This window comes from Stenotrophomonas sp. 10N36, from assembly GCF_056395005.1.
This window is the reverse complement of record NZ_JBFTIS010000003.1, coordinates 229,521-251,829: the sequence shown is the minus strand read 5'-3', so window position 1 is coordinate 251,829 and position 22,309 is coordinate 229,521. Positions and strand designations below refer to the sequence as shown.

At 64.9% G+C, this 22,309-nt stretch carries 22 protein-coding genes and 1 tRNA gene; 12 read left to right on the top strand and 11 right to left on the bottom strand.

Going from position 1 to position 22,309, the window contains the following annotated elements:
• Window positions 1-3: 3 nt before the first annotated feature.
• From AC1DCJ_RS06065 to AC1DCJ_RS06055, 3 genes are all read right to left on the bottom strand, one after another.
• A complete protein-coding gene (locus AC1DCJ_RS06065; protein ID WP_478070383.1) occupies window positions 4-1,017 on the bottom strand; it encodes a YagK/YfjJ domain-containing protein in 1,014 nt (337 codons plus the stop codon).
• A gap of 153 nt (window positions 1,018-1,170) precedes the next feature.
• Window positions 1,171-1,398 (bottom strand): helix-turn-helix transcriptional regulator, encoded by a 228-nt coding sequence (locus AC1DCJ_RS06060; protein WP_478070382.1) that lies wholly within the window; start codon window positions 1,396-1,398, stop codon window positions 1,171-1,173.
• A gap of 423 nt (window positions 1,399-1,821) precedes the next feature.
• The gene (locus tag AC1DCJ_RS06055; RefSeq protein WP_478070381.1) at window positions 1,822-2,046 is read right to left on the bottom strand and encodes a DUF4224 domain-containing protein; all 225 of its coding nucleotides are present in this window, start codon (window positions 2,044-2,046) and stop codon (window positions 1,822-1,824) included.
• A 280-nt stretch (window positions 2,047-2,326) separates the two neighbouring features.
• Between AC1DCJ_RS06055 and AC1DCJ_RS06050 the strand changes: the two genes are divergently transcribed.
• The 3 genes from AC1DCJ_RS06050 (at window position 2,327) to AC1DCJ_RS06040 (ending at window position 3,822) form a co-directional block, all read left to right on the top strand.
• Window positions 2,327-2,692: a hypothetical protein gene (locus AC1DCJ_RS06050; RefSeq protein WP_478070380.1), complete on the top strand. Its 366-nt coding sequence runs from the start codon at window positions 2,327-2,329 to the stop codon at window positions 2,690-2,692.
• On the top strand, window positions 2,692-3,018 hold the full coding sequence (locus AC1DCJ_RS06045; protein WP_478070379.1) for a helix-turn-helix domain-containing protein: 327 nt from the start codon (window positions 2,692-2,694) through the stop codon (window positions 3,016-3,018). Before AC1DCJ_RS06050 ends, AC1DCJ_RS06045 begins: the two co-directional genes overlap by 1 nt.
• A gap of 249 nt (window positions 3,019-3,267) precedes the next feature.
• A complete protein-coding gene (locus AC1DCJ_RS06040; protein ID WP_478070378.1) occupies window positions 3,268-3,822 on the top strand; it encodes a hypothetical protein in 555 nt (184 codons plus the stop codon).
• 377 nt (window positions 3,823-4,199) lie between these two features.
• On the opposite strand, the gene AC1DCJ_RS06035 is transcribed toward AC1DCJ_RS06040, so the two are convergent.
• The gene (locus AC1DCJ_RS06035) at window positions 4,200-4,475 is read right to left on the bottom strand and encodes a hypothetical protein (protein ID WP_478070377.1); all 276 of its coding nucleotides are present in this window, start codon (window positions 4,473-4,475) and stop codon (window positions 4,200-4,202) included.
• A 250-nt stretch (window positions 4,476-4,725) separates the two neighbouring features.
• Here AC1DCJ_RS06035 and AC1DCJ_RS06030 point away from each other — a divergent pair, with 250 nt between their 5' ends.
• The 3 genes from AC1DCJ_RS06030 to AC1DCJ_RS06020 all read left to right on the top strand — a co-directional run bounded on the left by AC1DCJ_RS06030 (window position 4,726) and on the right by AC1DCJ_RS06020 (window position 7,587).
• On the top strand, window positions 4,726-5,049 hold the full coding sequence (locus tag AC1DCJ_RS06030; protein WP_478070376.1) for a hypothetical protein: 324 nt from the start codon (window positions 4,726-4,728) through the stop codon (window positions 5,047-5,049).
• 197 nt (window positions 5,050-5,246) lie between these two features.
• Window positions 5,247-5,870 (top strand): hypothetical protein, encoded by a 624-nt coding sequence (locus tag AC1DCJ_RS06025; RefSeq protein ID WP_478070375.1) that lies wholly within the window; start codon window positions 5,247-5,249, stop codon window positions 5,868-5,870.
• Window positions 5,871-7,266: 1,396 nt separating this feature from the next.
• Entirely contained in the window at window positions 7,267-7,587 is a 321-nt protein-coding gene (locus AC1DCJ_RS06020) for a hypothetical protein (RefSeq protein ID WP_478070374.1), read from the top strand.
• A 310-nt stretch (window positions 7,588-7,897) separates the two neighbouring features.
• Here the strand turns inward: AC1DCJ_RS06020 and AC1DCJ_RS06015 are convergent.
• The 4 genes from AC1DCJ_RS06015 to dtd form a co-directional block, all read right to left on the bottom strand.
• Window positions 7,898-7,973: transfer RNA gene (locus AC1DCJ_RS06015), tRNA-Ile, on the bottom strand.
• A gap of 528 nt (window positions 7,974-8,501) precedes the next feature.
• A complete protein-coding gene (locus tag AC1DCJ_RS06010) occupies window positions 8,502-9,185 on the bottom strand; it encodes a hypothetical protein (protein ID WP_478070373.1) in 684 nt (227 codons plus the stop codon).
• Between the two features lie 144 nt (window positions 9,186-9,329).
• The gene (gene rpoD, locus AC1DCJ_RS06005) at window positions 9,330-11,177 is read right to left on the bottom strand and encodes an RNA polymerase sigma factor RpoD (RefSeq protein WP_137190476.1); all 1,848 of its coding nucleotides are present in this window, start codon (window positions 11,175-11,177) and stop codon (window positions 9,330-9,332) included.
• 88 nt (window positions 11,178-11,265) lie between these two features.
• Window positions 11,266-11,706, bottom strand: a complete 441-nt coding sequence (gene dtd / locus AC1DCJ_RS06000; protein ID WP_478070372.1) for a D-aminoacyl-tRNA deacylase — start codon at window positions 11,704-11,706, stop codon at window positions 11,266-11,268.
• A gap of 85 nt (window positions 11,707-11,791) precedes the next feature.
• Between dtd and AC1DCJ_RS05995 the strand changes: the two genes are divergently transcribed.
• The 4 genes from AC1DCJ_RS05995 (at window position 11,792) to AC1DCJ_RS05980 (ending at window position 16,089) form a co-directional block, all read left to right on the top strand.
• Window positions 11,792-12,709, top strand: coding sequence for a lauroyl acyltransferase (locus AC1DCJ_RS05995; protein WP_478070371.1), 918 nt, complete (start codon window positions 11,792-11,794; stop codon window positions 12,707-12,709).
• 69 nt (window positions 12,710-12,778) lie between these two features.
• The gene (gene ribA, locus AC1DCJ_RS05990) at window positions 12,779-13,915 is read left to right on the top strand and encodes a GTP cyclohydrolase II RibA (protein WP_478070370.1); all 1,137 of its coding nucleotides are present in this window, start codon (window positions 12,779-12,781) and stop codon (window positions 13,913-13,915) included.
• 84 nt (window positions 13,916-13,999) lie between these two features.
• The gene (locus AC1DCJ_RS05985; RefSeq protein ID WP_414715926.1) at window positions 14,000-14,539 is read left to right on the top strand and encodes a PH domain-containing protein; all 540 of its coding nucleotides are present in this window, start codon (window positions 14,000-14,002) and stop codon (window positions 14,537-14,539) included.
• Window positions 14,536-16,089 carry a PH domain-containing protein gene (locus AC1DCJ_RS05980; RefSeq protein WP_478070369.1) on the top strand — a complete coding sequence of 518 codons (1,554 nt, stop codon included), beginning with the start codon at window positions 14,536-14,538 and terminating at the stop codon, window positions 16,087-16,089. Before AC1DCJ_RS05985 ends, AC1DCJ_RS05980 begins: the two co-directional genes overlap by 4 nt.
• A 26-nt stretch (window positions 16,090-16,115) precedes the next feature.
• On the opposite strand, the gene AC1DCJ_RS05975 is transcribed toward AC1DCJ_RS05980, so the two are convergent.
• Window positions 16,116-17,174, bottom strand: a complete 1,059-nt coding sequence (locus tag AC1DCJ_RS05975; RefSeq protein WP_478070398.1) for a CDP-glycerol glycerophosphotransferase family protein — start codon at window positions 17,172-17,174, stop codon at window positions 16,116-16,118.
• Between AC1DCJ_RS05975 and AC1DCJ_RS05970 the strand changes: the two genes are divergently transcribed.
• Both AC1DCJ_RS05970 and AC1DCJ_RS05965 read left to right on the top strand, forming a co-directional pair.
• Complete coding sequence (locus AC1DCJ_RS05970; RefSeq protein WP_428712007.1) at window positions 17,173-17,991, top strand: glycosyltransferase family 2 protein; 819 nt, start codon at window positions 17,173-17,175, stop codon at window positions 17,989-17,991. The genes AC1DCJ_RS05975 and AC1DCJ_RS05970 overlap by 2 nt on opposite strands.
• Before the next feature lie 44 nt (window positions 17,992-18,035).
• Window positions 18,036-19,157 carry a glycosyltransferase gene (locus tag AC1DCJ_RS05965; protein WP_478070368.1) on the top strand — a complete coding sequence of 374 codons (1,122 nt, stop codon included), beginning with the start codon at window positions 18,036-18,038 and terminating at the stop codon, window positions 19,155-19,157.
• Window positions 19,158-19,164: 7 nt separating this feature from the next.
• Here AC1DCJ_RS05965 and AC1DCJ_RS05960 read toward each other — a convergent pair whose 3' ends face one another.
• Window positions 19,165-20,439: an O-antigen ligase family protein gene (locus AC1DCJ_RS05960; protein WP_478070367.1), complete on the bottom strand. Its 1,275-nt coding sequence runs from the start codon at window positions 20,437-20,439 to the stop codon at window positions 19,165-19,167.
• Between the two features lie 124 nt (window positions 20,440-20,563).
• Complete coding sequence (locus AC1DCJ_RS05955; RefSeq protein WP_478070366.1) at window positions 20,564-22,288, bottom strand: ArnT family glycosyltransferase; 1,725 nt, start codon at window positions 22,286-22,288, stop codon at window positions 20,564-20,566.
• Between the last annotated feature and the right edge of the window lie 21 nt (window positions 22,289-22,309).

Genomic DNA, 22,309 nt, shown 5'->3' with positions numbered 1-22,309 from the left:
TGCCTACTCAACGGGCTGGACGCCACCGTACGGCCCCCCGGAACCAAACGTCCGAACGCCCTTGGCGGGGCGGAACCGGAGGTAGTAGTCCTGTTTGGTGAGGTAGAACATTGCCTCCTCCACGTTGGCCCAGGCCGTATCGTCAGTACGTGCAACCATACCGATCCCGCAGCGCTCGTACGCTTCCTTGTTCTTGTTGCAGCTGAAATACATACCGTGACCACCCGAGGCACGATTCTTCCAGTAGTGCCCTAAGGCGTCGGCGATACTAATGTCCTTGGCCAGCGCCTGGCCGTCGAAGAAGATGGCCATGTGGAAGTGACTGCCCTTCTCCAGGCCGCACTCAAGGCGCCAGATGTATCCGGCGAGGTGCTTCGAGTACGGCCCGCTGCGGAGGTAGGCAACGAATGCATCGCGATGGCGCTTCACCTCATTGATCGGTAGATCCTGAGCGCAGAAGCCGAAATCCGTCAGGATCTTCGAGAAGTAGCCCAAGTCCAATCGAATGATCAGCAACTTGGAGTAGCCCTGGCGCAACTGATGCAGCAGCTCGCGGGTGCTGCTGCGGTTCTTGCGCTCAGCGCGACGCATGTTCGCTAACGCAGGCCCCAATGCGGCGCCCTTAGAGAATGCGCGCATTTTTGCCACGGCAGCATTGAGGGGAGCAACATCCTCTGGGAAGAGCTTCCCACTGCACTTGAAGCGTACGGGCGCGCTGAAGCGCTTGAAGATGGTGAAGAGCGGGCTGTGGCGATGGGCAGGGAAGTGCCGCGCGATCTTGGCCAAGTCAGCCTTCAGGCAGGTCCGGAACTGCTGAGCCAGATCATCCTGCAAGACGAGACCCGTGGCGCCCACCTTGAAGAGGTCACCTTTACTGCGCATCAGCCTTGCCATCATGTCTACGACCTTCTTCACGGCATAGATCGCGGTCTGCTCACCGGTGATGACGGGCCTGCCGTCTTCGTTCCAGAGATACGTTCGCCGCGTCATTGAAACGCTGTTTGCTGCGATACCCATGTAATTTCTTCCAATTCTGTTCGTTGATAACTCTGTTCGTTGATAACAACGTTCATTCCTGCTGGCAGTTAGTCGCCATTTACAGGGAACGCCACGCGAATCCGGTCTCACTAGGAACCAAACCGGCTCACTAGTCGGGAAAGTTAGAGCTCCCTAGCGGCTCACCTCCCGCGCCTGCATGAGGCTACGAACGTAGTCATCCACCTCGTGCTCAATGAAACCCACCAGGCCGCCCTGACGAACACGCTTGGGGAAGGACGGCTTGTACGAGGGCGAGTTCTCATTGGAGAACGCGTAGAAAGTGGAACGGCCGAGCCCGAGGCGCCTCTGTGCCTCTTCACGGGTAATTACACAGAGCGGTTTGTTGCTAGCGAGCGGCATTTCCTGATCCTCAGCTGGTTGCGAAGAGGAGAGCTTAGGCAGCCAAGATCGAGCTGGGGAGCGCGCTAGCGGTAGTGAACTTTTACTCAACTAATTCGCAAGTCATTGATTTCAATGGGCCAGAGAGAGCCTGCCATCGATATGGCGCCAAAAGGAACCAAATTTCTCTGACCCGGAACCAAGTTTCAGGAGGGAGGGGAGCTTGAAGCTCCCCTCTGGCGATTCACCTGAGCTGGCTCGTCAAGAAGCCAGCCATGAAGACGACCGCGAAGGCGGCTAGGTACTCGAGAGGGGAATTGGATCGTTCGATGAACACGATAGGCTCCTAGTCGGTAGGGAGCCGGCATTGCGCCGGCATAGCAGAAAGGCTGATGCCTCTCCCTATCGTGTTATGGGTTTGAAATCCGTTTGATTGACGGCACTTCAGCCGAGGTCAGGCACTTCCTTGTTGGATCGCCACTCAAGCACCTTGGCCACCGGAGCCGGTTCGATGATCCCCACTGCGGCCCGCAGGACCACCGGCCACCCGTGCCCGTCGATGTAGTGCCGGATTCCGTTCTGGCGAAGGAACTGCAGCTGACGGGCCTTCATGGGCGTGCGCGTCAGGGCTTTGATCTCATCCTTTGTGAGGCAGAGCTTCTCAGACATTTCAAATCTCCTTGTTGGACCGCCACACTGGCCTAGGCGCGTCGGGCGATTCTGGCGCTCCTACTACCTTGCGCAGCACGATCACCCGGTTGTACTCGTTGACGTAATGAGGGATTCGGTTCTGCGTAAAGAACGCCAACTGCCGCACCCTGATCGGGGTTCGAGTGATCTCTTCGACTTCAGCGCGCGACAGCACTTCCCCATTCATCGGACGTCTCAGAGTAGCCAGTGCCGATCATGCCCCAGGGCGCTACTCTCGGCTACAGACCAAGGAGAAGCCATGGACGAGTTGCCAGCCGCGCTGCCGCTTGAGCAGGAGATCGCCCTCTTGAGGCAGCAGCTGATCACCCTGCGGATCGACCTTTCCGGCAAAGACTGGCTGACCGTGGAAGAGGCAGCGCACTACTGTGGGGTGTCACTCAGTCAGTTCAATACGAAGGCCGGAGAGTACGACCTCTCGCCTAGACAGTTCATGGGCAAGAAGCTCTACGAGAAGAACGAGCTGTACAGGGCAATCCACAGCTCCAGCGGCTGGAAATCCAACGTGGCGGCCGGCGCGTCGCCCTCCATTGTCCCTACGTCTCCTCAGATGGAGGAGGCATTAGCGCGGCTGCGCCGCTACGACCAACGCAACGGGAAACGCTAATGGCCCTGTCTGGAAAGCTGATGACGCTGGCCGAGGCAGCAGAACGAAGCGCCTGCTCGCCCAAGACCATTCGCAGAGCCATCGATGGAGGGCAACTCACCTCTATCCGACTAGGATCTAGTGCCAAGTCGGATCGGATTCACCCGGCCGATCTTGAGGACTGGTGGGAGCGCTCGCGGCGGACCTCTGCAGTATTGCCTGCGGCACCAAAAGCATCCCAAGCAGCCCCCCGCCCTAGCTCGGCCGATGAGAGGCTCGCAGCTCTGTTGGCACCGACGACGAGGAGAACTAACGGGCGCCGGTGCGCCGACGCGCGGCAGGCTTAGCGGCGGCGGCCGATGCACTGCTCCGCTTACCTTTCCGGCCCTTCGGAATGCCCCTGTTCTCGTCCCTCCATTTGAGAACCTCTCCTGCAGTCGCCACCAGACAGAGTTTCATCGAGCAGATACGGGCGCCTCGGCTCCGAAGCATGGTGGGGCTTTACCTACAGCCTTCTGAGCGGTTTTCCGATTGCACCTCTGCCGGGCTGTTGCGACCGTACACGAGCAATGCAGCACTACCCTACTCATGGAGAGATGGAAGTGAACTCAAAGCAAAACGATTGCAGGACTGCCCGCTCGAACCCGCGCCGCCTGATGTTGGGCGTGTCCCTTGCTCTGTTGTCGGTCGGCTTCGCCCAGAGCGCGTTCGCCGGTCAGTGGGTGCCAACGGGCCGCCTGCTATGGGTGGATTCGGAAACCATCCAGCCTTATCCGGTGGCCTATACCAACTTCTGCCAGGGCGGCGTGGATGGGCCGAGCGGCGTCTACTTGTACGGCGACTGGGGCCCGGAAGGACTGGGCTCGTGCCCGAGCGACGCATCCACCGGTTTTCAGAATATGAAGGGCGCTGGCGGCACCTGTAGGCCAGATCCCGAAGCCGTTGGCGGCGGCTACTCCTGCGAGGAGTCCCACTACACCTTCAGCGGTCAATTTTACCAAGGCGCAATGCCTGCGACCTGTAGCTCGCCTGGAGTCTATGGCGTCGCCAACTACTACCGTAGAGAGCTTGTGTACTTCGGCTCTGGCCACAATCCCAACGACTTCTACGACAGGTTCTTTGAAAGCTCTACGGAGTACGTTTGCCAGTAGTTGCTAACCCCGTCACACGACGCATTTCAAAGTTTGTTGATCCGCACCTGACTACGTCGAGTACGGACGTCCCCGCGCGAGCGGGGACGCTACTTCAGATCTCCCCCGGTTTCAGCGATAACGGTTTTCCCTGACATAGAACCAGGTTGCGGCGGCAATAGTCACGGCCAAGGTCAACCACTGGAAACTAGGCGTAGCCCACCAAACAACCCCGGGGTCCACGCCCTGGAGAACCAGCAGCTCAGGCGTGCTGGTGACTTTCGCGATGATCACCGACCACCATGCCCACCACAATCCCGGAAGTAGGAACGGCCGCGGATTGCTTCACCCTGTCTTGCTGGCAAACCAAGACCCGCCTTCCGCTCACTCCCCATTCCCTAACCATTTTTAGCACGAAACCGATTGAGCCTTTGCATAATGACAACGCGCGTTTCACGCTTGACTTCATCCTGAGCATCAAGGCCACTGAGAGAATCGTCAAAATTTTCAAGAAGGCTGAGCAGGGCTTCGAGACCACCTTCATCGCTCGTCTCGTTCGCTGTCTTCGCCAGGTGCTTGTAAGCCTTGTCAGCCAATCCGGTGTGGTTCAACACAGCTATCCCCATATAGTTCAGACCGCAACGATACCGCGCACCATTGACTTCGATCAACACAAGCCCTTCGAAGGCTAGGGGTCACAAGACGTTGGCACTAATGCTGATCTTGAAACGACCACGAGATTGAGCGGCCCTCACAGAACGATGGTCACAGCGCCTGTGAATTGATCGCCCCCCCGCGCAGACTAGCAAGACTGGAATCTGATGCCTCCCTTCGCCACCCACTCAGCAGGCAGAGAATTTCGTTCGTCATACTTGGCCGATGCGTTCGCAATGCTGTCGCGTGGTGGATGCTGATAGGATGCCCATGAACGCCAAGGATCCGGCCATGCTTAGATTGCCGTTCGTCGTTCTACCCGTCTTCGCCCTGCTCGGGGCCTGTGCCAAACCGCCATCGACTTGGACGGCCTTCGTCTACCCTCCAGGGAGGTCGCTGGCAGCCGAAGACGCCTCCAAGGCGATCTACGGCCACTACGAGTCCTTCGAGCAGTGCCAAAGCGCCTCCATTGGCGCACTGAGACAATTGGCATCTGAGAACCCATCAGACGACTTTGGGAGCTATGAGTGTGGCGTTGGCTGCCGATACGAAAGAGAGTGGGACATGTACGTCTGCATGGAGACCCGGAAGTAGGACTAATGCAGCGGGAGGATGTCTTGGATCGAATGGAAGATATCCATCGTCCATTGCTGAAGTAGCTGACCAACCCATATTGGCAGTTGCCACCCGCTACGATCTTGCAAGGGCTCCCAATTGACTCTTGTCCAACCACGACAATTGATCGCATATTGTGCGTAGAACCTCGATCACACCGAAGCAGGGGATTGGAAATGGAAGACGTCATAAAGGAAGAGCTGAAGGAACTGATTCGTGAAGCAGCGGCGATATTGGATCGCACTGCTTTCCAACAGGAACCAGCCTACACAGCAGCTCTCTTTGGAAGGTTGTACAAAAGAGAGATTCGGAGTCCTAGCGGTCAGTACCTGAGGATCGAAGGTGTGCCCTCGACAGATCGAGGCCCTGGAGCAGCCGAAAAATCTACAGGTATTGATATAGGCGTCGTGCTCACATGGGAGGATGAATTCGGAAACAGCGACCAGAAGGCTGTCCTGATTCAGGCTAAGAATGACGTATCGAGCCTTGCTGGTGGCTCCGTAGCGGGCGATAAGCTAGCGAGCCAAACCCGTAGAATGCTTCAGATCAGCAAACACTCAGTCGTCATGGAATGCCCATCAGACCGTTCTCAGCCACAGATCTATCACGCAGTTGGTGCTTCACCGGGCTGGGAGCCTCCGCCGATGACATTGGGTGATTTCCTTGTTGATCAAGTGTTGGCATGCAAATTTGGAGACTTCAAGCAAGAAATCGTCGCGCTTGCTCTCCGTGCCGATCGCGCGATAGTCATATCTACTAACGCGCCTATTCCTCGCAACAAGCCCGCTTGGAAGCAGTGACAGTTAGCAAAGCCCGTGGACCGTCCTTACGGCCGGTCGAGTCCATGGCTGCCGTTCATGGGCGGCCAAGAGCCACTCCATCCAGTCCCAGGAGTCCAAGGCTTCTGCTGCCGCGGGGAGGGCTGGGATATCCGCTAGAGAACTCATTCCTGGCCCCCGCCTATTGCCGCAGCCCTGCCAGCACCTGAGCGAGCTCGCGAAGAGCAGGGCGCTCTCCTCCCTTCCAGGCATTCAGGGCGACCTTTGCCTTGCCCTGGCTGGTGCGAGGCCCCGTTGACCGCTCCCACGGTCGCCATTTCTGGATCGCCAGCGCTTGCCGCCGACGCCGCTCTGGGGTCCAGCCACTGCGCATCTTGGACGTCCTCCAATAGTTTGTTCTGCTGTCTTTTTCTTCCCGCGCGCCCGGTCCTTTCCGGTGCCTGCCCGGGACTTTCCGGGGCATGGTTGTTCACCTGTTGATGGCCGCCGGCAATGTTTGCCTGCTTCACAAATGCCACCGCCCGGGGGTTCTTGATCTCTGCCAGTGACTCCAGTGTGGTCCGACATTGGGACTGCGCCTTCAAGGCCAGCCGCATGTAGGTCTCCATCGCACCAAGGTGTGAGCCCATGTTGAGCGCAGTTCGCCGGCTCATCTCCAAGAACACCGCGTTCAGGGCGATGGTTTGGCTGATAAGTAGGCCGTCTGCCTGGCCAATATCGCCCTTCGCGACTCGTCCAACTGCAGCGCGGGTAGACCTCACAAGCTCGTTCAGCTCATTGCCGCCGGCTACCCCAGAGTGCTGCGCAAACGGCATGCTGACAAAGGCATTGCTCGCAACCCCCTCGACGATAAGCTTGGCTTATTTCTACTCGAGGGTCTGCCCCTTGCCTACCTCGACATTTAGCTTGCCGGCGGCCTGGTCGGCGGTGTGAGGGGCTTGTCTCGATGGTCTCATTGGCGTTGGGTTCCTATGCGAAGCGAGGCCGCCTCGCTGGGTGCTACGATTCGGCAACTCATGGAGGGGGAGGAGATGGCAGCCCTGCAGGTATTAGTTCTTACCGCGTCGATGGCCGCTGCTGGCCTGGCCACGGCTCAGGAGTACCAAGGCAAGGAGGGACATCTCTTTGCATGCATCAGGGACGGCATCCGGACCTACACCGCGAATCCTCTTCCCACCGATAGCGCATGTCGCCAGCTCAACTACCGGTGGGTCGAGAGTGCGACTAAGCGCCCTAGCGATCCCCCTGGGACATTCATGGACTACAGGTGCGCCACCGATTGCAGTGGGCATCGTGCCGGCTATGCCTGGGCGGCCCGACAAGGCGTATCGGCGGCCTCCAACTGCACTGGCAACTCCCAGTCGTTCGTGGAGGGCTGCATGGCATACGTCGATGCGATGACACGAGGAGCGACGCGATGACCCTCCTTCAGAGCACGGTGACCAAGCTCCTGTCGTTTGCGGTCGCAACCATCGCTCTCGTAGGCTGCGAACAAAACTCCTGTAAGGAGTACTCACGATTCACCTGCAAACAGTTAGAGCAACAAACTTTCAACGTCTACTACTACGATACGCCGGAGTCCACAGAACGACTACTTGGCAGCACAGTAGGGTTGCAGCAATGTGCTTCCGTGGCGTGGAACGCGGCGCACGCGAGGAAGAAGGAACGGGGCGACGACTGGTCGTATGTTTGCTGCCTCCAAACCGAAGAATCGAGTTGCGCAGAGAAGCACCGCTGAACGTGAAATCACACAGCCCGAGGAGGCAGTCAGATAAAGCGCGATAAGGTGGACCTGTCAAACGCTGGCGGCCAGCCGAAGGGATGGATGCAGAAGGAGCATGAGAAAGAAGTGGCATTCCGACCGTTGGGCCGCGTGCTGATGCGCCTGCCCGACGAACTTGGGGAACGCAAGTGGAAGCATCCGATCCGTCTCTGAGATAGCGGTCGCATACCAATACACGTCGTGGCTTGTGCATTGAGGTGCGTCCGACCGGCCCCAAGGTGTGGCGATACCGCTATCGCTATCGCTACTTCAGTAGACGTCAATGTGGTGGGCCCACCAGGATTCGAACCTGGAACCAAAGGATTATGAGTCCTCTGCTCTAACCGTTGAGCTATAGGCCCCCGCAGCTGCACAGTGTAGTGGAGCCCCCTGCACGCTTTCCACTACACACCCAAACATCATCCGAAACGCTGCCCCATCGCCTCCACCCGGCGTGCATTCTCCGCCGCCAGCTCGCGCAGTTCGGCCGAGCGCAGCAGCGCCGAGCCCGCCACGCGCTGCCAGTAGTCCACCGCCAGCGGTGCAGCCCAGTGCAGGTGCGCAGCTCCGGGGGCGGATGCATTTCACTGTCGCCGATGAGCCGCTGGAACGCGTGCAACCTATCCCTGGTGGCCTACGCGTCGCGATCGACCAAGGCCTGCCACCTTGCCAGCAGGCAAGCTGTCGAACAGCGCCTGCGGTTGGATGGCACGGGGACGGACGACGGCCTCGGTTTGGGCGAATTAAGTTACGAATCCACACGCCAACTTCAGGGCGGCCATTACGGGATGAACTCGTAACCCGTTGATTAATCTCGCCTCAAGCCGATCATCGATGTAGAGAACGGCGGAATTAAGTTACGAAACGTGCAACGAAACAACACCTCTAACCTACCGATCCTCCAGCCGCTTCATCAGCCGCTCCAACCTCTCCGCAACCGTCCGGCTGCCATAAACGCCCCGCAGGCTGTCGGCCGGGGTGGCGCACTGCCCGTTGTCGGTAACCACCAACTGCGAGCCCTGCAGCGAGGCACGCGCCTCACAGGGCGCCTCGCCCAGGAACAGCTCGTCGCCCATCGGCTCGGCGCTGCCAATCAGCGTGCCTGCGCCCTCGCCACCCGGTGGCAGCATGCTCAACAGCAGCGTGCGTCCCTCGTACCGGATTTCCAGCGTGCGGCCACCGCGCCCACCGCGCCCGTCCCAATACCCCAGCCAGCTGGTGAAGTCGGTTTCGGCCATATGTCCCTTCTTCATGACACGCCCGGCCGGCGCCCAGCCCACTACTTCCTTGCCGGGGGGAAGCACCTGCACGCAGTAGTACTCGTTCCAGCGGTCGCCGATCACCAGGCTGCTGGCCGGCGCCACCTTCTCGCCAGTGCGGCACCCCGCGCGCTCCTCGTCCAGGCACCCCGCACGTTCGCCCAGCAGCACCACCTGACCGGGTTCCACCACACTCCCCACGGTGTAGTCGAACTGGCTGGTGAAGAAGTCGGACAGGTTGCATGACGGCTGCTGCGGCGTCTGCGCCAATGCGGCGAACGGACACAGCGCAAGCAGCAGGACCCACGGTTTCATAAGCATTGCGTTGACTAGGCAGTAAACAGCGACGCGCATGCTACCCCGCGTGCGCTGCAGCGCCCAACCCGGGCGAACGCCAGAAACAACAAACCCCGCTTGCGCGGGGTCTGCTGGTGTTTCATCGCGAACTGCCGGAATCGATCAATCGATATCCAGGAAGCTGCGCAGCTGCTCGGACCGGCTCGGGTGACGCAGCTTGCGCAGCGCCTTGGCTTCGATCTGGCGGATGCGCTCGCGGGTGACGTCGAACTGCTTGCCCACTTCCTCGAGGGTGTGGTCGGTGTTCATGTCGATGCCGAAGCGCATGCGCAGCACCTTGGCTTCCCTCGGGGTGAGGCCGGCCAGCACGTCGCGCACGGTTTCAGACAAGTTGATGTTGGTGGTGTTCTCGATCGGGGACTCCACGTTGGTGTCCTCGATGAAGTCGCCCAGATGGGAATCCTCGTCGTCGCCGATCGGGGTTTCCATCGAGATCGGCTCCTTGGCGATCTTCATCACCTTGCGGATCTTGTCTTCCGGCATGTCCATTTCCTTGGCCAGCTCCTCCGGCGTAGCCTCGCGGCCATACTGCTGGAGCATCTGACGGGAAATGCGGTTCAACTTGTTGATCGTTTCGATCATGTGCACCGGAATACGGATGGTGCGCGCCTGATCGGCGATCGAACGGGTGATGGCCTGGCGGATCCACCAGGTCGCATACGTGGAGAACTTGTAACCACGGCGGTATTCGAACTTGTCCACGGCCTTCATCAGGCCGATGTTGCCTTCCTGGATGAGGTCGAGGAACTGCAGGCCGCGGTTGGTGTACTTCTTGGCGATCGAGATGACCAGGCGCAGGTTGGCTTCGACCATTTCCTTCTTGGCCTTGCGCGCACGCGCTTCACCGTAGGCCATGGCGCGGCTGATTTCCTTCAGCTCGTCCAGTTCCAGCCAGGTGGTCTTCTCGATGTCGATCGTCGCCTGCTGTTCGGCGATGATCTGGTCCTTCACGTCACGCAGGGCCGAAGACCACTTCTGCTTGCGCTTCAGTGCGTCTTCCACCCACTCCAGGTTGGTCTGGTTGCCTTCCCACGAGCGGATGAAGTCCTTGCGCGGCATGCGCGCGGTCACGGTCGCCAGGTTCAGCACGCGGCGTTCGTGGGACTTGATCGAGGCCATGACGTCGCGCAGCTGCTTGACCAGCACATCGGTCAGCGGCAACGGCAGCTTCAGGGTCACGAACACGGCGGCCATGTCGTCGCGCAGCTTGGCCAGCGGCTTGCGGTCGCCCTTGGCAGCGGCCTTCTTGAACGCGGTGTACGCGTCGCTCAAGGCCTGCATGCGGCGTGCGACTTCTTCCGGATCCGGACCGGTCGGGCCGGCTTCTTCTTCAACGTCGTCGCCGTCGTCTTCGTCGTCGGCGTCGTCTTCAGCGTCGTCGCTGGTGTCTTCAGCCACGGCCGGGGCCGGGACTTCTTCGACCAGGTCGTTGAAGCCGACGATCACTTCGGCCAGGCGCTTCTTGCCTTCCTTGTGCGCGTCGTAGTCGGCCAGCAGCGATTCCACCGACACCGGGAAGGTGCCGAGTGCGGCCTGGACCTGGCCCAGGCCTTCTTCGATGCGCTTGGCGATGGCGATTTCGCCTTCGCGGGTCAGCAGCTCGACAGTACCCATTTCGCGCATGTACATGCGCACCGGGTCGGTGGTGCGACCACCTTCGGTGTCGAGCGCGCTCAGCGCGGCGGCAGCTTCTTCGGCCGCGGTGTCATCGACTTCGCGGTTGCCGGTGTTGCCATCGTTGAGCAACAGGGTTTCTGCATCGGGAGCAACTTCATGGACATCGATGCCCATGCCGTTGATCATGCCGATGATGTCTTCAATCTGCTCCGGATCGACGATGTCGTCGGGCAGGTGATCATTGACTTCGGCGTAGGTCAGGTAGCCCTGTTCCAGGCCCTTGCTGATCAGAAGCTTGATGTCGTTTTGCTGGGCAGGACGTTCGTTGGCCATGTAGTGCTCGCGCCACCGGCAGGGAGAGGAATAGGACCTAGCATTATACCAGCCTGGCGCCCCACCGCCCGGGCGGTGGTCCCGGGGGTCAGGGTCTGAGCAGGAAGGTCACCGGACCATCGTTGACCAGGCTGACAACCATATGGGCACCAAACTGGCCTGTTTCCACCCCCGGGGCGTGTTTTTGCCTGCAGATGTCCACCAACCGGTTGAATCCACGTTCAGCCTCGGCCGGCGGGGCGGCCGTGCTGAAGCCCGGCCGCATGCCACTGCCGGTATCGGCGGCCAAGGTGAACTGGCTCACCAGCAGCAGCCCGCCGCCGGTATCGGCCAGCGACCGGTTCATCTTTCCCCCTTCATCGGCAAACACACGGTAACCGAGCAGGCGATCGGCCATCCGCGCGATCTGCGCCTCGCTGTCGCCGGGCTCCATGCCCACCAGCGCCAGCAATCCCGGGCCGATCCGGCCCACCGCCACGTCATCGACATGCACGCTGGCCTGGGTGACGCGCTGGATGAGAACGAGCATGGGCGGGGCTTCCGGGGTGGGGGCCGCCTACCTTAACGCGCCCGCCGGTCCACGCCGATTGTCCCAGCGGCTAGACTTCCCCGTGATGAAACCGCATACCACCGCCCGCCTGGCCTACCGCGCCGCCGCCCTGTTCACCCGCCTGCCCTGGTCCTGGCTGCGCGGCTTCGCCCACGTGCTGGCGTGGCTGTGGATCCGTCTCAATGCGCGCGAGAGCCGGGTGACCCGGCGCAACCTGGAACTGGCCTTCCCCGAACTGACCGACGCCCAGCGGGTGCAGATGCACCGCCAGGTGCTGCGCTCCACCGCGCTGCAGGCGCTGGAAACCCTGCGCCTGTGGACCCGCCCGCGTGAGCAGAACCTGGCCTGCCTGGTGGAGCGCCATGGCGAGGCGCTGTATGACGCGGCGCTGGCCGCCGGCAAGGGCGTGATCGTGGCCGCCCCCCACCATGGCAACTGGGAGCTGCTGAACCAGTGGCTGGCCTCGCGCGGGCCGATCGCCATCGTCTACAAGGCCCCCGACGAGGCCGTGGGCGATGCCTTCCTGCAGCTGGTGCGTGGCGGCGACAACGTGCAGCAGGTGCGCGCCGAGGGCCCGGCGGTGCGCCAGCTGTTCAAGGTGCTCAAGGACGGCGGCGCCACCGGCATCCTGCCCGACCAGCAGCCCAAGGCCGGCGACGGCGTGTTCGCCCCGTTCTTCGGGGTCGAGGCGCTGACCATGACCCTGGTCAACCGGCTCGCTGAACGGACCGGGGCCACCGTGCTGTACGGCTGGTGCGAGCGCGTGGGCCCGGGCATGCAGTTTGCCCTGCACGTCGAGCCGGCCGACCCGGCCGTGGCCGACCCGGACCCGCGCACGGCGGCCACCGCACTCAACGCCGGGCTGGAGCGGATCGCCCGGCGCGACCCCACCCAGTACCAGTGGACTTACAAGCGTTACACGTTGCGCCCGCCGGGCAGCAACGAGGTGGACCCCTATGCCACCGAGGAACACCCCCACTGACTGCGACGCAGCGTCGCGCCCCCGGCGCGATTGGAAATGGCGCCTTCCGTCCCCACTGTGGAACCCACGATGTCCCCCACGGCCCCTGCCATGTCTGATGCTGCTTCTTCCCTGTTCGGCGACCCGGCCGCGATCCGCTGCGAACGGGCGGTGGCCGAACTGCGCGCGGGCCGCCCGGTGGTGATCGACGACGGCCACGGCCAGCGGCTGGCCTTCATCGCCCTGGACAGCAGCACCCGCAGCAGCTTCAGCGCGTTCGCCCAGGCCGCCGCCGACCGCCACTACCTGTTCCTCACCGCCACCCGTGCGCGGGTGCTGGGGGTAGCCGCCGAACACGGCGCCCGCGTGCCGCTGGCCGGCATCGACTTCGACGCCCTGCCCTCGCTGAGCTACCGCCGCGAACCGGAAGTGATGCCGGCGGGCTGGTCGGCCGGGCAGGCGCTGGACGATGGCGCGGTGGAAATCGCCCGCCTGGGCCTGCTGCTGCCGGCGATGGTGGGCGTGCTGCTGGAGCCGGCGGACCACCGCTTCGATGACTGTGCACAGGTATCGCTGTGCGACCTGCACCAGGGCGCCGAGCAGGCCGCCCACGCCTACGAACTGGTCACCCGCTCGCCGGTGCCGCTGCGTGAGGTGGGCATGACCGAATTTGCCGTGTTCCGCGGCGGCGTGGCCCAGCGTGACCAGGTCGCGATCATCGTGGGCACCCCGGATCTGTCCGCCGTGGTGCCGGTGCGTGTGCATTCGTCCTGCCTCACCGGCGACCTGTTCGGTTCGCTCAAGTGCGACTGCGGCGACCAGCTGCGGCGCGGCCTGCGCAAGCTCAAGGAACTGGGCGGTGGCGTGCTGCTGTACCTGGACCAGGAAGGCCGTGGCACCGGCATCGCCGCCAAGATGCGCGCCTACGGCTACCAGCACGACGGCCTGGACACCATCGACGCCGATGCGCAGCTGGGCTTCGGCGCCGACGAGCGCCGCTACGGCAGCGCGGTGGCGATGCTGCAGGGGCTGGGCGTGCAGCGCGTGCAGCTGCTCAGCAACAACCCCACCAAGGCGCAGCGGCTGCGCAATGCCGGCATCGACGTGGTGGACTGCGTGCCGGTCACCGGCGATATCACCGCCGAAAACGAACAGTACCTGCGCACCAAGGCCGAACGGGCCGGCCACCTGCTCGACGTCGACGCGCTGATCCAGGCCGCGCAATAGCGCGCGGCAACCTGCTACCGTCTGCGCGACGGGCGCACCGCCAGCAGCAGCACGCCCGGCATTTCCCTTGCCGAGCGCCCTGCCTTGTCCGACGCCATCGACACCCCTGCCGTTCCCTCGCCGCCGCCGTTGCCGCCGCTGCCGCTGCCGCACAGCCCTGACTGGCAGGCGCTGCCACGGCGTGCCGCCGCCATCGCCGCGGTGGCCGGGGCCATCACCGGCACCGTATTGATCGGTGGCGGGCTCGGCACGGCATGGGTGCTGCTGGACCTGCCGCTGCGCTGGCTGGGCGTGGCCGGCATGTTGGTGCTGGGTGCGGCCATCGGCGCGGCCATTGGCTACCGCCGCCAGCGCCGCACGTTCTGGCGGCTCGATGCACAAGGCCTGGGCGTGCGCCGCGACCTGATGTGGCAGCAGGAAACCCGCGTGCCGATCTCGCGCGTGCAGCACCTGGACCTGCGACGGGGGCCGATCGAGCGCGGCGCACGGTTGGCCACGCTGGTGGTGCACACCGCCGGCAGCCGCTTCAGCGCGGTGAGCCTGAGCGGGCTGGATGGCGAAGATGCCGAACGCCTGCGCGACACCCTGGCCCACCAGCTCGACCGCGACGACGACGCCCTGTGAGCAGCCCGCCCCCGGCAGAGGCCGCATTGAACGAGGCGCCGCCAGAGCAGCGTCTGCACCGGTGGTCATGGCTGTTCGTGCTGCTGATGCAGCTGCGCCAGTTCCTGCTGCCGCTGGTGGCGCTGCTGGTGTTCGGCAACCGCGGTGATCGCGATCAGATGTGGTCCTACCTGGCCGCGCTGGTGGTGATCGTGGTGCTGGTGGGCACCTCGGTGCTGCAGTACCTGACCTATCGCTACCGGATCGGCCGCGACGCCATCAGCGTGCGCAGCGGGGTGGTGTCGCGCAACCGGCGCGAGATTCCGTTCGCGCGCATCCACAACGTGGTGGTGCACCAGAACCCGCTGCATCGCCTGTTCGGGGTGGCCGAACTGCGCCTGGAATCGGCCGGTGGCGCCCGGCCCGAGGCGGAAATGCGCGTGCTCAAGCTGTCCCAGGCGTTGGCGCTGGAACAGTTGGTGCGGCACCGCGGTCAGGCGGTCGTGGCGCCCCCGACGACCGCGGATGCGGATCTGGATGCAGAGGCGGTCACGCCGCCGGTGGATGACGGCGTGCTGCTGCAGCTGAGCACGCCGGAGGTGGTGCGCATCGGCTTGCTGTCCAACCGCGGCTGGGTGGTGGTGCTGGCCGCCGTGGGCGCCTCGTTCCAGCTGTTCCCCGATGGCACCGTGACCGACGCGATTGAAGAAGGCGGGCGTCAGGCGCTGGGCTACGCCAATGGTCTGCATCCGGCCACTTGGGTGTGGGCGGTGGCGGCGCTGGTGGCTGCGGCCGCGTTCTGGGTGCTGCTGCGCGTGTTTTCGGTGGTGCTGGCACTGCTGCGCTATCACGGCTTCCAGTTGAGCGAACAGGAACGCCGGCTCACCGTGGTCAGCGGCCTGCTCACGCGCCTGCGCAGCAGCGTGGCGCGGCGTCGCATCCAAGCCTGGACGCTGCGCGAAAGCCCCTTGCAGCGCTGGGCCGGGCGCCGCCATCTGCGCATCGACATTGCCGCCGGGGTCTCCGAAGAGAACCAGCGCCGCGACCTGCGCGAACTGGCCCCGCTGGCCACGCCAGAGGCGGCCGACGCGCTGGTGCAGCACCTGCTGCCGCAGGTGCAATGGCCACCCGCACACTGGCAACCGGTGCAGCAGCGCGGCTGGTGGCGGCTGAGCCTGGGCACGGCGGTGTGGGTACCGCTGGTGGCCGCGGCAGGCATGTGGAACGAGGTGCCGTGGGCAGCTGTGATCCTGCTGTGGCTGCCGTGGTCGGCCTTCCGCGCGCATCGCCAGATGGCGCGCATGGGCTATCACCTGGACGACCAGTACGTGGCCGTGCGCGGGGGCTGGTGGCAGCGCTGGTGGCGGTTCGCCGAGCTGGACAAACTGCAGGTGCTGCGTTTGAGCCGTTCGCCGCTGGACCGCCTGCTGGGGACCGCCAGCGTGTGGCTGGATACCGCCGGTGCCAGCGGCAGCGTGGCCTTGTGCCTGCGCTACCTGCCCGACGCCGAGGCGCGCGCGGTGCATGCGCGGTTGAGCGCGGCGTTGGCGCAGCGACGCCTGCGCTGGTAACCGACGCAGCCGACCAACGGTCGGCTCTACCGCTTCGACGGCCCCCAATACCCCAGGTCACGCCGGATCTGCAGGCCGCGCGTCCACGCGCCGAACGGCTTGCGCTTGAGCGTGCCCAGCTCCCCGGCCAGGAAATCCTCCGTGGCCGCGATCACCCGCTCGCTGGAATACCCGTCGCGGTACGGGTGGATGCTGTCGGCGTACTGCTGGATCTGCGCTACCAGTGCCGGCTCGGGCGACAGCGCGCGGTCCAGCATCGCCGGCAGCTGGGGGGCGTCGTCGAAGTCGATCATGTGCGGCTGCGGCACGCGGTTGCGGAAGGTCACCACCGGTTTGTACTGCACCACGAACTCGGACACGATCGAGGAGGTGTCCGACACCAGCACGTCGGCGGCACGCTGCGCGGCCATCACCTGCTCGGGCTCGATGAAGGCGGCGTTGTCGCCGGCCAGGGCGCGGTAGCGCGCAAACATTTCTTCGCTGCACTTGGGATGCAGGGTCAGCAGCCAGTAACGCTCACCGCGCGCGATGTCGGCGGCGATGTGATCGTAGAGGTGCGGCGCCGCACTCAGGCGTTCGGTGAAGGTGGAGCCGAACAGGATCACCGGGCGGCCAGCGGCGGGCGCCCGCAGCGCCGCGCTGGCGCCCCCGTCGTCGCGGAACAGCGGGTCCAGCTTCGGCCAGCCGGTCTGCGCCACCGCGAAATGGCCCTGACGCGCGGCCAGTTCGCGGAACGGGTCGGTGGTGGCCGGTCCCTGCGTGCAGTACAGATCGAACAGGCCCCGCACGCGGAAATGGCCGCGGGCGCTGTCGCGCTTCTGCACATTGAAGCCATGGAAGACCTGCACCTTGGCCCCGGCAATGAACGGCGGCACCCAGTTGGCGGCGCTGAACACCGCACGCGGGCGCAGCGCCAGCGCCTGCGTGAGGTCCACGTTGGGCACCCCCGGCAGGCTGCCCCCGGCGGCGCCATCGGCAAACCAGGCCGACACCGATTGCCCGGACGCGTGCAACGCCTGGGCCAGAGGGGCGAGAATGGGCAGCGCATAACGCTCCGTCGCAAACAGCAGGTACTCGGCCATCATGTCCTCCACGACCGCTCCCACTGAACGGCCTCGCATCTCGGCCTGCATTATCGCGTTCAATGAAGCCGACCGCATCGGCGACTGCCTGGCCTCGCTGGCCTTCTGCGACGAGATCATCGTCGTGGACTCCCATTCCACCGATGCCACCGTGGCCATCGCCCGCGCCGCCGGGGCCACCGTGCTGCAGCGCGCGTTCGACGGCTTCCGCAGCCAGAAGGCGTTCTGCGTTGAACAGGCCCGCCATGACTGGGTGCTGTGCCTGGATGCCGACGAACGCATCAGCGACGACCTGCGCGCGGCCATCCTGGCCGCCCAGGCCAGCGGCTTTGCCGGCCACCATGGCTACCGTTTCGCGCGCCTGTCCGAGTATTTCGGCAAGTTCCTTCGCCACGGCAACGCCTACCCGGACCGCGTGCTGCGCCTGTTCGACCGCCGCCACGGCGGCTGGCGCGGCAAGCGCGAGATTCACGAAGCGGCCAGCGTCGACGGCAGCGTGGGCGTGCTGCGCGGCGACCTGATCCACTACCCGTACCGCTCGCTGGAACAGCAGTTGAGCAAGACCCAGCGCTACGCGCGGATGATGGCCGAGCACGAGTTCGCACGCGGCAAGCGCGCCACCCTGGCCAAGCTGGTCCTGGCCCCGGCGTGGCGGTTCTGGCGCGGGCTGCTGCTGCGCGGCGGCTTCCGCGATGGCTGGCACGGGCTGGTGTATGCCTACGTGCGCGCCAACTACGTGCGCCAGAAAACGATCATGTTGTGGATGCTGCAGCACGGGCAGCCGGTGAGCGACCCGCCGCGCCGCAGCGACGCCGCATGAGCGCTGCTGTGGCAGACTTCATGCGCGTTTGATCGAAGACCTCCATGAAGATCCTCTACACCAACTTCCATTCCGGCGACGGCGGCGGCCACACCACCTACCTGGTGTCGCTGGCACGCGCGCTGTCGGCGCGCCATCAGCTGTTCATGGCCGCCCCGGACAACAGCCGCGTGCTGCGCGTGGTCCGCGACGAAGGCAGTGCCGAACCGCTGGACATCGCCTTCAGCAGCGGCCTGCCCACGCTGCCCCAGCAATGGGCCGACATGCGCCGCCTGCGCGACCTGGTCCAACGGCACCGCATCGACATCGTGCATGCCAACGGCGCGCGCGACCATCGGGTGATGATGGAAGCGGTGGCCGGCCTGGCCCACCGGCCCAAGATGGTGTTCACCAAGCACAACAGCAAGCCCAGCAACACGTTCGGCAACAGCCTGCGCGCGCGCTGGGGCACCGACCGGGTGATCGCCGTATCCGCCCATACCCGCCAGATGCTGCTGGACAGCCCGTACCGGCGCTGCCCCATCGACGTGGTGCGCAATGGCGTGGACCTGGCCCGCTTCGCCCCGGTCGATGCGTCTGCCGGCGCGGCGCTGCGCGCCCGCTGGACGACCGATCCCGATGCGCTGGTGATGGTGAGCAATGCCGGCACCGACGGCCACAAGGGCTGGATCGACCTGGTCGAGGCTGTTGCCACGCTGCCCGAGCCGATCCGCGGCCACATCCACGTGGCCGTGGCCGGTCGCGACGCGGACCCGCGCCTGCTGGCACGGGTAGCCGCGCTGGGCCTTGGCGCGCAGGTCCACCTGCCCGGGCTGCTGGAGGACATCCGGCCGTTCGTGGCCAGCGGCGACGCAGGCTTCGTGCTGTCCCACGACGTGGAGACGATCTCCTTCGCCTGCCGCGAAATGATGGCGATGGGCACGCCGGTGATGGTCAGCGATTACGCCGGTCTGCCGGAGAACATCGACCACGGCCAGGACGGCTGGATCGTGCCGGTGCGCAACATTAGCGCCATCGTCGCCCAGGTGGCCCAGCTGTATGCGCAGCGCCACGACCTGGGCCGGATCGGCGTGGCCGCGCGCGCGCGTGCCGTGCGCGAGTTCGGCCTGGACACGTTCACCAGCCTGACCGAAGCCAGCTACGACGCCGCCCTGCAGGGCGGTTGAACCGGGCTCAGTCCGCCTGGCGCCTGCGCACCGGGTCGGACAGGGCCAGGAACACCGCCACCCAGGTGGCGTAGAACGATGCCGAGCGCATGTCGCGGAACATCATCTCGGTGAGGCCGAACACCAGGTAGCTGGCGCAGATCATCACCCCGGCACCGGCGAACAGGCGCCCGGCGTCGTCCTCGCGCCACAGGCGGCGCAGCAGCACCCAGCCGGGCGCGGCGTACAGCAGCACCAGCCCCAGCCCGCCCAGCACGCCGTAGGTGGCCAGGAAATACAGCAGGTCGTTGTGGGTTTCGCCGTAGTCGCGCGCGACGGTGGGCGACACCTGGCGCGCCTCGGCCAGGCTGCGCAGCTCTTCGCGGAAGCGGTCGCCCCCGCCGATGCCGAACACCGGCTCGCTCTGGATCATGTGCCCGGCCGCACTCCACAGCTGCAGGCGGATGCACACCGACGTATCGGCCAGGTGGGTCACCTGGCACTCTTCGAATTCGTTCACGCCCAGGTGGATGCGCTCGCGCAGGGTGCTGTCGCTGAGCACGATCAGGCCCACCGCGCCGAGCAGCAACGCACCGGCCCAGGCCTTGTAACGGTTGAGCCGGCGCCCCTGCACCAGCAGTGCGATGAACACCAGCACCGGCACGGCAAGCAGGCCGCCGCGGGTCTGCGTGGCCAGGAATGCGCCCAGCCCGGCCACGCCGGTGATCAGCTTCAGCGCGAACTCGGTGCGCTTGAAACGGGTGATGCGGTAGCCCAGCAGCAGCAGCGCCAGCATCGAAAACAGCAGCGTCAGGTTGCCGTAGGTCACCGTGTTGAACTGGCGGGTGGCCGGGCGTCCCCCGGTGCTCAACACCAGCCAGCCGACGTTGATCACCGCATACCAGATGCCCAGCAACAGGCCGAACAGGCCATGGGCCAGAATCGGGCGCGGAATCCGCAGCGCGGCGGCCAGGATCAGCAGCACGGTCAGGAAGCGCGAGGCCTTTTCCACCTCCGAGCCCTTCCACAGGCCGTGCACGAGCAGGCTGGTCAGCACGCCGATCAGCATCACCGCCACGCCCACGCCCATCCACACGTACTCGCGGCGGTTGTCGCACCAGACCTGCCCGGGCGCGGCCCTGCGCACCACGAACAGCACGATGATGCTCAGCAGGACCAGCAGGTAGTAGCCCGCGCTGCCACCGTCCAGGGTCGACATCAGCAGCACCGGGGACAACCCGAGCGCGATCGTGAAGGCCCATGCCAAGGCGAGGTTGGCGCGGGCAGGACGGAGTGGAGACATGGTCACGATCTGGGCAATGCGGCGTAATGACGGTGGAGGAACGGGTTCACCGGCCTCCATTCCAGGATCGGGCGAGCAGGCGGCATTGTCGCTGATCGTCCCGTAATGATCCATGAGAGTCCCATCACTCCTCCGGCGCTTCCCGGCCCTGTTCCAGGGTGATCCGTGCCAGTTCCCGGGCACTGGGCCGACACGGGCCGACCACGGCGTTGGCCGGTACCAGCCACCAGCCGCGGCGATTGGCCACGCCCACCCGTTCGGCACGGTTGCGGTCGATGCACTCCAGCACGGCCGCTTCCTGTACCAGCAGCCAGCGCTGCTGCGGCGCCTGCGCCTGCCAGGCCACGCCGTCCTGCAGCTGGCTGTACCAACGGCGTTTGAAGCCAAACGTGGTCGCCGGGCGGTCGGCCATGAGCAGGTTCTGTTCCTTCCAGCCCACCAGCCCGAGCTGGGCGTCGGCGCCGATGCGCTGCCCGGCCTGCTGCATCAACCCCCGCGCGGAGCTGGAATCGTTGAACAGGGGGTAGCCCACCAGCCCGTAGGCCACCCAGACCATCGCCAGGGTCGACAGCACCGCCACGTGGCGTCGCCGTGCGCCGCTGAAACACAGGCTGGCCATGCCCCAGGCGCCCAGCGCCACGCCGATCCAGCCCAGCGCCGCGGTCACCGAGGCATCGATGCCGCGCTGCAGGATCAGCCGGCTTTCAAAGCCGGGCTGGCCGACGAGCATGGCAATGCCCGCCCCCAGCAGGGCCAGCACCAGCAGCACGTTGAACGCGCCCAGCAGCCACTGCACGTCGCGCCGTCGCAGCAACCCCGGCAGCAGCGGCGCCAGCGCCAGGCAGAACATCGGCAGCGCCGGCAGGATGTAGACATCGCGCTTGCCGTGCGGGATCGAGAAGAACAGCACGATCAGCAGCCACCAGCCCAGCAGCATCAGATAGCGCGGATCGCGGCGGCGCAGCCGGCGCCACCAGGCCGGGATCGCCCACGGCACCACCAGGATCGCGGGCAGCCACATCGACGGCATGGTGGCCAGGAAGTACCACCATGGCTGGTGGTGGTCCCACGACTGCGCGTACCGCTTGGCGGTCTGCCGGAACAGAATGTCGTTCATATAGGCCCGGTACTCCACCGAGCCGCTGGACGTGGCGGCGAGCACCATCGGCACCAGCCACAGCGCCACCGCCAGCACGAAGGCCAGCGGGGCCAGCCAGAAGCGCCAATCGCGCACGTGCAGGCGAACCCGCGGCCAGCCCAGCAGCGAGGCCACCGCCGCCGGCAGCACCATCAGCAGCGCCAGCACGCCCACGCCCTTGGTGATCACGCCCAGCCCGGCGGCGAACCAGCCCAGCCACCACCACCGCCACGCCGGTCCGCACAGCAGGTGCCGCAGCAGGCCGTAGTTGGCCAGGGTGATGAAGAACACCACCAGCGGGTCGATCTGCGCCTTCTTGGCCTGGAAGGTGAAATGCACCGCGAACAACAGCGCCCAGGCCGCGTACAGGCCCACCCGACGGGTCCACAGGCGCCGGCCCAGGTCGTACACGCAGGCCAGCGTGCCCAGTGCCGCCAGCAGCGACGGCAGCAGGAACGCCACCCGCCAGTTGCCGAACACGCTGTAGAGCGCGGCCTGCGCCCACATCAGCATCGGCGGCTTGTCCGAGTACAGCTCGGTGCCACGGTGCGGGAACAGCCAGTCGCCGCTGAGCACCATCTGCTTGGCCACCAGCGCAAAGCGCGGCTCGTCCGACGGCCAGGGGTCGCGCAGGCCCAGGCCGGCGCCGAGCACCAGCAGGGCCATCGTGGCAAGCAGCCAGAACTCGCGTCTGGCAGGGGTGTTCAACATATGACGCGGGTCCAGCAGCGG